Origin of the sequence: Paraniabella ginsengisoli, from assembly GCF_022513635.1 — a bacterium.
In the GTDB taxonomy this organism is placed as follows: Bacteria; Bacteroidota; Bacteroidia; order Chitinophagales; family Chitinophagaceae; genus Niabella; species Niabella ginsengisoli.
Genome location: NZ_JAKWBL010000001.1, coordinates 147,818 through 159,891, shown reverse-complemented (window position 1 = coordinate 159,891; position 12,074 = coordinate 147,818). Strand labels below are relative to the sequence as shown.

14 protein-coding genes and 2 pseudogenes are annotated in these 12,074 nt (G+C 37.3%); 12 read left to right on the top strand and 4 right to left on the bottom strand.

What is annotated here, in order from left to right:
- Positions 1 to 120: 120 nt before the first annotated feature.
- The 9 genes and pseudogenes from MKP09_RS00840 (at position 121) to MKP09_RS00795 (ending at position 5,127) form a co-directional block, all read left to right on the top strand.
- A complete protein-coding gene (locus MKP09_RS00840) occupies positions 121 to 354 on the top strand; it encodes a hypothetical protein (protein WP_240825748.1) in 234 nt (77 codons plus the stop codon).
- 140 nt (positions 355 to 494) lie between these two features.
- Positions 495 to 818 carry a hypothetical protein gene (locus MKP09_RS00835; protein ID WP_240825746.1) on the top strand — a complete coding sequence of 108 codons (324 nt, stop codon included), beginning with the start codon at positions 495 to 497 and terminating at the stop codon, positions 816 to 818.
- 213 nt (positions 819 to 1,031) lie between these two features.
- Positions 1,032 to 1,499 (top strand): hypothetical protein, encoded by a 468-nt coding sequence (locus tag MKP09_RS00830; RefSeq protein WP_240825744.1) that lies wholly within the window; start codon positions 1,032 to 1,034, stop codon positions 1,497 to 1,499.
- Between the two features lie 139 nt (positions 1,500 to 1,638).
- Positions 1,639 to 2,435: pseudogene (locus tag MKP09_RS27740) on the top strand (SDR family NAD(P)-dependent oxidoreductase).
- A 158-nt stretch (positions 2,436 to 2,593) separates the two neighbouring features.
- Positions 2,594 to 2,977 (top strand): 30S ribosomal protein S6, encoded by a 384-nt coding sequence (gene rpsF / locus MKP09_RS00815; RefSeq protein ID WP_240825738.1) that lies wholly within the window; start codon positions 2,594 to 2,596, stop codon positions 2,975 to 2,977.
- A gap of 36 nt (positions 2,978 to 3,013) precedes the next feature.
- A complete protein-coding gene (gene rpsR / locus MKP09_RS00810) occupies positions 3,014 to 3,277 on the top strand; it encodes a 30S ribosomal protein S18 (protein ID WP_240825728.1) in 264 nt (87 codons plus the stop codon).
- Positions 3,278 to 3,417: 140 nt separating this feature from the next.
- Complete coding sequence (rplI, locus tag MKP09_RS00805; protein ID WP_240825726.1) at positions 3,418 to 3,789, top strand: 50S ribosomal protein L9; 372 nt, start codon at positions 3,418 to 3,420, stop codon at positions 3,787 to 3,789.
- A gap of 293 nt (positions 3,790 to 4,082) precedes the next feature.
- Entirely contained in the window at positions 4,083 to 4,487 is a 405-nt protein-coding gene (rbp, locus tag MKP09_RS00800) for an RNA-binding regulator (protein ID WP_240825716.1), read from the top strand.
- Positions 4,488 to 4,617: 130 nt separating this feature from the next.
- The gene (locus tag MKP09_RS00795; protein WP_240825714.1) at positions 4,618 to 5,127 is read left to right on the top strand and encodes a hypothetical protein; all 510 of its coding nucleotides are present in this window, start codon (positions 4,618 to 4,620) and stop codon (positions 5,125 to 5,127) included.
- 649 nt (positions 5,128 to 5,776) lie between these two features.
- On the opposite strand, the gene MKP09_RS00790 is transcribed toward MKP09_RS00795, so the two are convergent.
- The 3 genes and pseudogenes from MKP09_RS00790 to MKP09_RS00780 form a co-directional block, all read right to left on the bottom strand.
- Positions 5,777 to 6,289 (bottom strand): S66 peptidase family protein, encoded by a 513-nt coding sequence (locus MKP09_RS00790; RefSeq protein WP_240829031.1) that lies wholly within the window; start codon positions 6,287 to 6,289, stop codon positions 5,777 to 5,779.
- 63 nt (positions 6,290 to 6,352) lie between these two features.
- Positions 6,353 to 6,621 (bottom strand): annotated as a pseudogene (locus MKP09_RS00785) (LD-carboxypeptidase); the annotation flags it as partial.
- 92 nt (positions 6,622 to 6,713) lie between these two features.
- Positions 6,714 to 7,607, bottom strand: a complete 894-nt coding sequence (locus MKP09_RS00780) for a S66 peptidase family protein (RefSeq protein WP_240825705.1) — start codon at positions 7,605 to 7,607, stop codon at positions 6,714 to 6,716.
- 275 nt (positions 7,608 to 7,882) lie between these two features.
- Between MKP09_RS00780 and MKP09_RS00775 the strand changes: the two genes are divergently transcribed.
- Genes MKP09_RS00775 through MKP09_RS00765 form a run of 3 tightly spaced genes read left to right on the top strand, consistent with a single transcriptional unit; the run spans position 7,883 to position 9,788 of the window.
- Positions 7,883 to 8,497 carry a phosphatase PAP2 family protein gene (locus MKP09_RS00775; RefSeq protein ID WP_240825703.1) on the top strand — a complete coding sequence of 205 codons (615 nt, stop codon included), beginning with the start codon at positions 7,883 to 7,885 and terminating at the stop codon, positions 8,495 to 8,497.
- On the top strand, positions 8,497 to 9,207 hold the full coding sequence (locus MKP09_RS00770; RefSeq protein WP_240825695.1) for a hemolysin family protein: 711 nt from the start codon (positions 8,497 to 8,499) through the stop codon (positions 9,205 to 9,207). The genes MKP09_RS00775 and MKP09_RS00770 overlap by 1 nt, the downstream gene beginning before the upstream one ends.
- A complete protein-coding gene (locus MKP09_RS00765) occupies positions 9,204 to 9,788 on the top strand; it encodes a transporter associated domain-containing protein (protein ID WP_240825693.1) in 585 nt (194 codons plus the stop codon). The genes MKP09_RS00770 and MKP09_RS00765 overlap by 4 nt, the downstream gene beginning before the upstream one ends.
- A gap of 609 nt (positions 9,789 to 10,397) precedes the next feature.
- Here the strand turns inward: MKP09_RS00765 and MKP09_RS00760 are convergent.
- Positions 10,398 to 11,972, bottom strand: coding sequence for an OmpA family protein (locus MKP09_RS00760; protein ID WP_240825683.1), 1,575 nt, complete (start codon positions 11,970 to 11,972; stop codon positions 10,398 to 10,400).
- Positions 11,973 to 12,074 lie beyond the last annotated feature (102 nt).

The window sequence follows — 12,074 nt, the reverse complement described above, 5'->3', positions numbered from 1 at the left end:
TCTTTGTACGATCGCCCGGTTATTGCCGGGCTTTTTTGTGTCCAATATATTTTACCTACCTGCTGTAATCGATTTTAGATTATGCTATCTTTGAATAGATTCTAAACCAAATCGTTTAAAATGAAAAATGCAATTGCTTTTTTAATAGCATGTATATGCTTCTTCTGTGTTAATGCCCAAACCATTGAAAAATCTAACATTGATATAATTCTTAAAACAAATGGTGATGAGCTGCAAGGTAAAGTTGTAGAAATTGAAGATGATGAAGTGAAATTTACTTACGAGGGGGAATCATTGATTTACAAAATCAAAAAACAAGATATTGTTAAGGTCACTTATGGCAGCGCCGCATAGAGTTCTTTAACAAGCAGCCTTTAGCATCCGAAAAAAATGCCAACAATAAACCTTCCAACATATCTCTTGAAGACCATCATAATAAAGTAGCTATTTTACCCTTTGGGTATATCAAAAACAGCCAGAGCGCAAGCGATGAAATGAGCTACAAAGCACAAAACACCGCTTACATGCTTTTAAGTAAACATTCCGGAGAATTTACAGTTGTCGATCCTCGAACTACTAATGCCATACTTGCCAAAGCTGGTATTAGCAGGTCTAATATGATGAGCTACACGATGGATGAAATATGCAATATACTGGGAGTAGAATATGTTGTTGACGGCACTATTACACAAACGCTTACATCCAGCATTACTACATCTTCTAACAGCGGATCAAATAAGGATAGTAAAAAAGAAGGAGAAAAAAATATAACGAAACCTCAAGCACAATTAATACCGCTAATTATCAAACCAGCGTAACGTTAAACATCTATACAGATAAAAATAAAAATATCTATAACGAAGAAAGAAGGGCTTTGTTAGCTCAAAATGAAGGCGCCTACGATAGCCCTTTGCAATATTTGTTAAAACGAATTCCGTTATACAGAAAGTAATTTTTAAAAAGCTTTAAGCAATTTTTAGTTTGTCGTGGCACTGTATTTGTCCTTTTACAATGAACTAAAATCTCGATCTATGACAAACTTAAATTTCGAACTCCCCGATTCTGATAAAGACAAAAAAGAATTAAGACCTGATGAGGGAACACTTGACCTTCCTGATGTTAATGACATACCTGGCCAGGAGAATGTAAAACCTCCTGAATTAAACCAGGATGAAAATCTAACAGCCGCATCTGATGATGAAGAAGGTGTTGGTATTTTAGATGACGAGGTCGATGATGACTTAAATGATGCGACAAATGTTAGTAAACAGGAAAAGGACCTCTTAAAGCAAGCCGAAACAGTAGGAACCGATGATGATGACGACCTAAAGAACGCGCAACTTGACGACGTTGACTTTGAAGGAGAAAAATTAAATGAGAAAACAACACTTGATGGTAAAGATTTAGATGTGCCTGGCCAGGAAGAAGACGATGAGAACGAAGATATTGGTGAAGAAGATGAAGAAAATAATGAATACAGTTTGGGCGACACAAAATAAATAAGCCTTAAGTTGAGAATGCCTGAAATTTCCATGAGATTTCAGGCATATTTTTTTGTAATAAAGGAAAAATATTTGAACAAGAACCTTGAAATAGACGTAATATGTTTAATACTTTCAGAATTCAAAATTTTAAATAATGGATCTACAATTAAACGGAAAAACGGCGTTTGTAAGTGGCTCAACCGCAGGAATAGGATTGGCCACAGCAAAAAGGCTTTTAACAGAAGGCGCCAATGTAATTATCAATGGCCGTAGTAAAGAAACAGTAGACAAAGTGGTTAGCCAACTTAAAAGCGTTGATCCAACTTTCAACATAAGCGGCATAGCTGCCGATTTCTCCAAAGTTGAAGAAGTAAATAATTTAATAGCAGCATTGCCATCCGATTTAGACATTCTTGTGAATAATGCTGGAATTTTTGAACCTAAGCCTTTTGACGAAATACCAGATGAAGATTGGTTTCGCTTCTTTGAAGTAAACGTTATGAGCGGTATTAGGCTTGCCCGTCATTTCTTTTCAAAAATGCTTAAAAAAACTGGGGCAGGATCATCTTTATTTCAAGTGAATCAGCAGTATTTATCCCTGATGAGATGATTCATTACGGACTTACAAAAACCGCTCAACTTGCTATTAGCCGTGGCCTTGCGGAGCTAACAAAAGGTAGTAATGTAACGGTGAACGCCATTTTGCCTGGTCCAACAAAATCGAAAGGTGTAGGCGGTTTTATCGAAGACCTGTCAAAAGCTAATAATATAAGCGTGGAAGAAGTAGAAAAAGATTTCTTTAAAAACATGAGGCCCACATCACTCATTCAGCGCTTCGCTTCAGTAGAAGAAATAGCCGATATTATAGCATTTTATGTCAGCCCGCTGGCATCTGCAACCAATGGCGCAGCTATTCGAGTTGAAGGCGGTTTGGTCAGATCTATATTATAATCCAAGTCTTAATTAATTTTGTTTCAATTAATTACCCGGCACCGGCACCCTGTGGCATCGAAATTGCGTCGCACAGCTTCAGCTTCAGTGCATGCATCAACATTATATGCAGGTTTCAAATTACCAGCCATAATGTTTTTCAATTAAAAAACCTATCTTTGCAGCCCCTTAGCAAAAGCTGGGGATATTTTTATTTTTTAACCAAATTTCACAGGGTAATGAACAATTATGAATTGATGGTGATTTTTACCCCGGTTTTAAGCGAAGATGAGTTTAAAACTGCTCAGAAGAAGTTTGCCGACATGGTAACTGAAGCAGGTGGCTCTATCGTACACGAAAACCCATGGGGACTAAAATCACTGGCGTATCCAATCCAGAAAAAAACTACAGGTTTATACTGGGTTCTGGAATATACTGCGCCATCCGACTTCAATGAGAAGCTTAAAATACAGCTTCTTCGTGACGAATCAGTACTTCGTCACCTTTGCACTAAACTCGATAAATACGCCGTTGAGTATAATGCAAAAAAGCTAGTGGCGTAAAAACAGGAAACGAAAAAGCAGTGGAGGCTTAATACTATGGCAAAGAATGAAATAAAATACCTTACAGCCATTAAAACCGATAAGCGCGTAAAAAAATTCTGCCGCTTTAAAAAATATGGCATCCACTATGTTGATTATAAAGACATAGAGTTTCTAAAAAAGTTCCTGAACGAACAAGGTAAATTATTACCACGTCGTCTAACTGGTAATAGCTTAAAGTTTCAGCGCAGAGTATCTGATGCTGTTAAAAAAGCCCGCCAAATGGCACTTTTACCTTATGTAACAGATTTGATGAAATAGTTCATAGCTTATAGTTCATGGCGAAAAACTATTAACCATGAACTATTAATCATGAACCAATTAGTAACCATCCCTAACTCGCTACATGCGAAGGACAGTCACAATCAAGGATTGGGCAAAAGGGGACTAAAAATAATACAATGGAAGTAATTCTAATCCAGGACGTAGATAACCTGGGCGGTATAAATGAGGTAGTAAATGTAAAAAATGGCTACGCTCGTAACTTTTTATTACCAAGTAAATTAGCAGTTGAAAACAACGCTAGTAATAAAAAACAATTAGAAGAAAGACTTAAGCAAGCCAAAAAGAAAGAAGCAGCAATGTTGGCAGTAATCAACGATGTTGTTAGCAAATTGAGTGCTTCTCCTTTAAAAATTGGAGCTAAAACCGGTACAAGCGGTAAAATTTTTGGTAGCGTAACTAATCTGCAAATCAGCAGGGCCATTCGCGAACAAAAAGGTTATGAAATTGACCGTAAAAAATTCAGATTACTGAAGAAGTTAAAGAATTAGGTACGCATAAAGCTACTATCGATTTCGGTAATGGCCATTCTACCGAGTTGGAATTTGAAGTAGTTTCTGAATAATTAGCACTCTCAAAAAATTGATTTCTAAGCCCCTCCTGACAGGTTGGGGCTTTTTTCATGATTTAATAAAATAATTTTATTGCGGAAACGACTAAATTACCAGTATATTTGTAATAATATTATGGTGTATATTCAGTATTAAGGTTCCATGTTACATAAATGTTCATTGATCTTGGTTACTGTTTTCTCACTTTCTTTAAAATTTTTTAAAACAAAAAAATGAACATTTACGTTGGTAACTTAAGCTGGAACCTAAAAGACCAGGACTTACAAGATTTATTTAGCTCACATGGAGAAGTAACTTCAGCTAAAATCGTTTTAGATAAATTTACAAACCGTAGCAAAGGCTTTGGTTTTGTAGAAATGGCTAATGATGATGAAGCACAAGCTGCTATCACTGCTTTAAACGGAACAGAAGTTGACGGTAGAAATATCGTAGTAAACGAAAGCCGTCCAAAAGAAGGTGGCAACAGCGGCGGTGGCTTCAAAAAAGAAGCTTTGGCGGCGGCGGTAACAGCGGCGGCGGTTATGGCGGCGGCGGTTACAAGAAAAGCGGCGGCGGCGGTTATGGCGGCGGCGGATACCGTGACCGTAGCAGCGACTACAATAAAGATTTCTAATTAATTTTTTATTATAAGATCTTTAAAAACCTGCAATTTTGCAGGTTTTTTTCTTTTTAAGCTATTCTTCAAATAAGTATTAACGCTTCTATTCTTTACATTTGCGCTCTAAAAAATTATCCCAAAAAATGAAAATGAAATTTACACTCACACTGGCTTTTATTTATGTTACAACGGCTCTTTTTGCGCAAAGCGAATACAAACAATCAATTGGCCTTAGATTAGGAAGTGGTTATTATGATGTTGCATCTGCAGCATACAAAACATTCCTTAATGACGCCTCTGCCCTGGAATTTAATCTGGGTATCAATCCGGACAGAGTTGGACGCGGCGGCCCCAAATGGACAAGCGTTTCTGCTGCGGCTACATATCAACATCACTTCGATATTAAACCTGTAGACGGTCTTAAATGGTTTGTTGGCGGCGGTATCGTTCTTTCAAATACCTTTTCGAATAATGATCATTACACCGGTTTCGGAGTAGGCTTATATCCTACAGGAGGCGCTGATTACAAATTCAAGAAAATACCTTTAGCAGTTTCTGCAGATGTACGTCCTACATTTCACATTGTTGAGCCATTTGACTATAACAAATACAACAACTTTTATCCAAATGTGGGTGTGTCAGCACGGTACACTTTTTAAACATATTTCAACTTTTTTTGAGCCACTTGTTTTAACAAGTGGCTTTTCTTTTTCATGAATGTTTGGCTTGTTTGTTGTAAATATTCAATAAAAATAAAGCAAAATGAAAACCCTAAAAATCTCGTATCTATCTTTTTTCCTGATACTAGTTATTACGATAATTAGTTCTTGTGCGCCGCCAAGAAGGCCACAAAGGCCCAAACCACCAAAAAGGCCATTTACACAAAACATGGAAAGGCTTTCTCCGGAAATGTCAAAATACTTTGCTCTTTACAATGTATTTCTTACAGAAAATAATGATCAAAGGGGTTAATTTCGTTAGCGCTCTCTAAATACGGTTCCTTTTTACAGAAAAATTGAAATTTTCATACATATTTATTGAGCTTTGTTCTCATCTTCGCCCTACATATAGCGAATTATTTGATAGCAATCAAATGAAATGATAAAAAAATGTGAAAATTCAATAAAACCATTAACAATCGTTTGCAAAATATCAGTTTAAGTTGTAATTTCGAATTGAATTTTCATAGGATAAGGTTTAATGGTTAATGGTTTTTGATGAAGTCCCCAACATCTTTAATGTTGGGGATTTTTTTATGCCTTTTAAAGAATAAAATTTTTTTATCTCTTCACGATTATTCGATAGTAATCATTCATCAAGCGTCACTTTTTTAGTAGCCACTTTTAACTTATAACCCACTCCAATTTTAAGGGCATAATTTTCCTTATCGTGGCTTACGGGAAAATTAAAGCAAACCGGATATTTAAATTCTTTAACTGCATCATATATTATTTCCTGAACCGTTGCGCCAAATGGTCGCTCTGTGTCCCGCGTATCCGTAAATCCACCCACTATCAGCCCAGCCAATTTGTTTAACTTTCCACTTCTCTTCAATTGATAAATCATTCTATCGATCGCATATTTTTGTTCACCAATATCCTCAATAAAAAGAATACGCCCTTTGGTTTTGATTTCTGAAGGTGTACCAATTCCGTGAACTACTAAGGCTAAGTTGCCACCCACTAATTCTCCTACGGCTTCGCCAGTTCTGTTTAAATCATGCCCTTCGCATGTATATTTTGCCCATTTACCTTCCAAAGCATCTTTTAATGAAATTACATACCTGTTGATATAACCAGCATCATTAAAAGCAGCTGCCATTGGTGCATGAAGCGACGAAATAAAATAGTTGGAATGAACATGTGTATGAAAGATGGTAATATCGCTAAAACCAATTACCCATTTCGGATTTTTTTAAATTTTTTGAAATTGATCTTGTCGATGATTCTACCCATCCCGTACCCACCACGGCCGCAAAGCAGCGCCTGCACTTCATTATCGTCAAGCATATTCTGAAAATCTTTCAACCTTTCTTCATCTGTTCCGGAAAAATAAGTTTCGGATTTACTGCCTAACGTGCTGCCCACTTTCACTTTGTAACCCCATTCTTCCTGTAATATTTTTACACATTCGGCAGCTTTTTCAAAGTCCATATACCCGGCCGGACAAACGATCCCTATTGTATCGCCTGGTTTAAGATAGGGTGGAGTTTTAATAATCATTTATTAAACGTTCGAATAAATTTTTAATTCGCTTCTTTCAGAGTAACCCCGGAGGAGGTAACTATTAGTTCATGTATTACACCGCATTTCACTGCGAAATTATCGATCTGATGACCAACAGGAAAGTTAAAACAAACCGGATAATTATATTCCTTTACCTTATTCATAACAATATCATACACACTTTGCCCAAAGTATTCTCCGGGATCGTCCTGCTTTACCTTCATTCCTCCAATAATAAGTCCCGAAAGTTTGGAAAGTTTTCCTGTTCGTTTAAGATTCCAAAACATACGATCAATACTATACAGATACTCGCCGGTATCTTCTACAAAAAGTAATTTTCCATCAGTGTCAATATCAGATGCAGACCCAGCAAGGCTTTCCAGTGTTTTAAGGTTGCCACCAACCAATTGTGCTTTAGCATTACCGGTACGATTAAAAGTATCAGCTGGCGCCTCATATTCCATTCTATCCCCACGTAATGCTTTATTTATTGACTCTATTGTTTGCTTTTGTAATGGGTCTGCACTCTCCCAAATGTCTGGGAAACTATTGCACATTTTAGAATGGATTGTTGCAATGCCCAGGTTCTTCTGAACATGAGAATGAAGTACGGTAATATCACTGAACCCAATGATCCACTTAGGATTTTGTTTAAATTTATCCCACTTCAAACCATCAACAATCCGAACGCTACCATAGCCGCCACGCGCGCACATTATGGCTTTAACTTGAGGGTCGTCAAGCATCATTTGCATATCACTTAAACGCTCAGCATCAGTGCCGCCAAAAGTATGATCCCGTTTTCCAATTGTATAACCCACTCTAATTTTAAATCCCCATTGTTGCAGCAAAGTTGCAGAAGGAATGATGTCTTCACGCGTTATAAATCCAGCCGGAGACGTTATCCCAATCATATCTCCAGGCTTTAGATAAGGAGGTATAATGTTTTTGTTATCGCTTGTATCTTTCGCCTTAAGTTGTAAAAAGGACTAACCGCTAATGCTGTGGTTGAAGCGATAAACTTTTTACGATTCATATACGCTAAGATAAGATAGGAAGTTGTAAAACAAGACGAGCACGTTACGATATCTTATCACTATCTCTAACTTGAATCTGAGTCCTACTTTCTTTTCAGTAACAATAAAACTTCCAAAAATAAATTTAACCAGTATCACTATTTTTGCATCTTATGGATATACCTGGTTATATTCCCTTTCCGGATTGGTTTGTAAGTGCAGATCGATGGCTTTTTGAATTAATCAACATAAAACTGGCCAACGATACTTTTGATAGTATACTCCCGTTAATGCGTAACCCCTTTGTATGGGGCCCTCTGTATCTTTTTATAGTAACATTTACGATTGTCAATTTCAAAAAAAACGGATGGTGGTGGTTTGCACTTGCATTAGCTACTGCAGCTTGCACAGATATTGTTGGAGCCCGCATTTTTAAAGAAGGATTTGAACGGCTGCGCCCTTGCAACGATCCTGAAATGTTTGGACATGTTAGAATGGTATTAGGCAGATGCAGCGGTGGGTTTAGCTTTGTGTCAAATCATGCTATCAATCATTTCGGCATTGCTGCTTTCATGTTCATTACTTTTAGAAGCTGGTTCAAGTATTCATGGCTACTATTTGTATGGGCCGGAATAATTGGGTTTGCCCAAATATATGTGGGGGTGCACTACCCTTTTGATGTTTTATTTGGGACTCTTTTAGGTATTTTAATAGGCATGATCACTGGTAATATCTTCAACAAAAAATTCGGATTTCCTATCTTCGATAAGCAATCAATCATAATTTAATGGAACTAATCATAATTGCCTTACTTATTTTATTGAACGGTTTATTTTCTATGGCAGAAATAGCACTTGTCTCTGCAAGGAAAGCCCGGTTAGAAGCACAGGCAAATAAAGGCGATAAAAAAGCAAAAGATGCATTAAATCTTGCCAATCATCCCGATCACTTTCTGTCAACTGTGCAAATTGGAATTACACTTATAGGTATTTTAACAGGTCTTTATTCGGGCGATAAAATAACCGGCGACATTGTTGCCTTTGTTGAGAAATTCCCTTCTCTTGCGCCTTACAGTAAAGGTATCGCTACAACAGTTGTGGTAATTCTTATCACATATTTTTCGTTGGTATTTGGAGAATTGATTCCCAAACGAATCGGCTTATCATCGCCGGAAAAAATTGCTAAATATGTTGCAGCACCCATGCGAATTGTAAGCTGGATTACTTTTCCCTTTATCTGGTTACTTACCAAATCGACAGGACTTATTGCCAAGATATTTAAAATTAAGACTGATAACTCTCAGGTTACGGAAGAAGAAATAAAAGCCATCATTAATGAAGGCACAGAACAGGGAACGCTGGAGGAAACAGAGCAGGAAATTATTGAACGCGTATTTCACTTAAGTGACAGGAATATTACTTCTTTGATGACGCACCGCAGTGATATTGTGTGGTTTAATACAACGGATACCGAGGAGATGATCAAAGAAAAATATTGAAAGAACCTCATTCTATTTATCCTATATGCGAAGATGAGATCGATAATATAAAAGGAGTTATTTCACTAAAAGACCTGTACACAAACAGAGATACGATACTATTTAAGGATCTTATGCGTCCGGCCTTATTTGTTCCTGAGAACAATACTGCTTTTAAGGTGATGGAGAAATTTAAAGAGTCGCAACTTCATTCCTGCTTCATTGTAGACGAATATGGCAGCGTATTAGGTATGATCACAATTAAAGACATACTTGAAGCTATTATCGGAGATATGCCACAACATGACGATGATGAGTACGAAGTAATTAGGCGTGATGACGGTAGCTTTCTGGTGGATGGGCAGCTTCCTTTTTATGATTTTCTTTCTTACTTTGATAAGGCTGACTGGATGAATGAAGGAGAACAAGAATTTGATACTATTGCAGGCTTTATATTACATAAACTAAAGCGGATTCCGATTGCATCTGACAAGCTTGAATGGAATGGCTTTGATTTTGAGATAATGGATATGGATGGACACCGAATCGACAAAGTTTTGGTAAATATCAGCGAAGAAATAAGGGATGAAATGGAGGATTAACGGCCACATATTTATCCCTAAATTAACGATCATTCAGTTATATAAAACTTGCCGACCATTTTTTACTGGAACTTGCTCTAACTAAAGTCCTAAGAATCTAATTACACAAAACTTAATAAGTAGCCTTGTGACATTTATTCTAGTCACTATTCTTTAAACTTATATTAAATAGAGCCTACAAGAATAACTTTATCTGGACTATTGCACCATGCATCGACTATTTTTCGTTCTTTAATATAAAGACACGCTCAAGTTCGAGTTCCTCTAAATGTATTTACTGAGATATAGCTTTGGCTATACCGTCATTATGTAATACGGAATGATTATCAGGCCGTTTTTTGTTGAGATTACTTACTCCTTCTCCTTCGGAGAGGGTTGGAGTGATGTCTGATTTAAAGGTAACTTTGTATAACAACGACGTATTTAAATCTTTACTTCGCTTGTTCATCCTACTATTCTTATGTCCCCCTCGTTTAAACTTATTGCTTTCATATTCAGAGAATCTTTGACAGAGCATTTATAGCACGAAAAAATAATTACATAAAGTATTAAAAACAAAAAAGCCCTTCTCAAATGAGAAGGGCTGTATTTGTTATAGCAAAAAGTATATTAGTTTTTGCGAAGATTTGGATGTGGAGGAGCTACAGTGTTAGGTCCATCTTCACCCATTGCAGCAGCGCGGATGTCTACAACATCACAGTCACCACCTTCTTGGCCAGAGCTGAAGATAAATCTGTCGCTACCAACGCCTTCATTTTCTACTAAGTGAGAGATCACTTTGTTTACATGATCCCAGCTTAATTGCTGTTGGCGTTTAGTTGCTGCGCAGTAACCTACAACTACAACTTTACAATTTGGATTTGCTTTCAATTTAGAAGCTACAGTTGCTAAAGTACCAGCAGCATCATCAGAAAGTTTGTTAGAATTTGCTTCAAAATGGATGCTTGGTAATGCACCTAATAAAGCTGCACATTCTGTACCAATTGTACCTTTGCAATCTTCTGGGCAAGGACATTTACCTACACCGTCAGCATCAACTGGCTGGCAATAAGTTGGAGTTACTAACTCTTTATCTTTACAATCAGGAACGCCATCACCATCTGTATCGCGGCTAACACCATGAGTGTCAACTGGGCAACCAGCAGGAGTTTGTTCTTGGTCGAATTGGTCAGTTACACCGTCACCATCAGCATCTGGAAGAATGATCTCAGGAACCCTGCGAAGTTCACCATATGCATAGTTAAGTGGGTTTAACCAGTAAAGAGGTTCAACTCTTTTAGATTTGCTACCAAGGTTGAAATTAAGACCAATTGTAGCATAATTATAGAAGTCTTTATCTTGGTTTGCATGAAGTGCAGGGAAAGAAGCATCGTTAACATCGCTTCCGTTAAAAATAAACCTGTCTTCCAAAGCCAAATTAACACGAGAAGAAAGTCTGAATGCGATACCAGCACCTACAGTAGCTGATGGGCTAATGTAACCTGCGAAAGTTTTAGACCATCTTGGGTTATCGCCAACGTGCTTAATCATATCTGCCTTCTCAATATCTTTATATTGTTCACGCAAATCTTTTAAGATGTCTTTGCGTTCTGTTTCTGCAGAAGTCAGACCGTTTACATAGCGTGCAGACCAAGTTCCCACGCCAAAACCACCTAAAACATATATAGTAGCGCCGGTTTGTCCTTTATAAAAACGGATATTACCAACATTTGCTAATAATTGTAAAGATAAATCTTGACTAGTTGTACGATAGTTTGCAACTCTGGTAACACCGTCTACCATCTCTGCAGGACCTTGCCATGCCTGACCTTCAGATTTACCGTATAAATACTCTAATCTAAGAGAAAGAACGTGGCCTAAAGATTTACGTAAGTGACCTCCGAAACCGAAAGATCTTAAAGGATTAAAATCAGCAGAAGCGTCACCATTGATAGTTAGCGAACCAACTTTAACACCTAACTCCCACATATCTTTGGGTTTTGCAGGGTAGTCGTAGTTCCCAACCATAAACTCATTGTGCTGAGCCAGTTGTTTGCTGTTGTAATAATTTGAATCTGTAACTGAAACTGTTCCATAAACCGGATGTGGTGCGGTATATGGGTGCGACGGACTCACTTGTGCGAAGCCTGTCGACGCAACCAGGCAACTAAGGCCTGCTAGTAATTGGTACTTTTTGCTTGTCATAACTAAGGATTAAGATTTAAAATGATTTTCTTAATAAGTTCAGCAAATTTAGAGCCATTTGTTAAAAAAACAAATTTTATCCTAAAAAATAATTAAAAATGC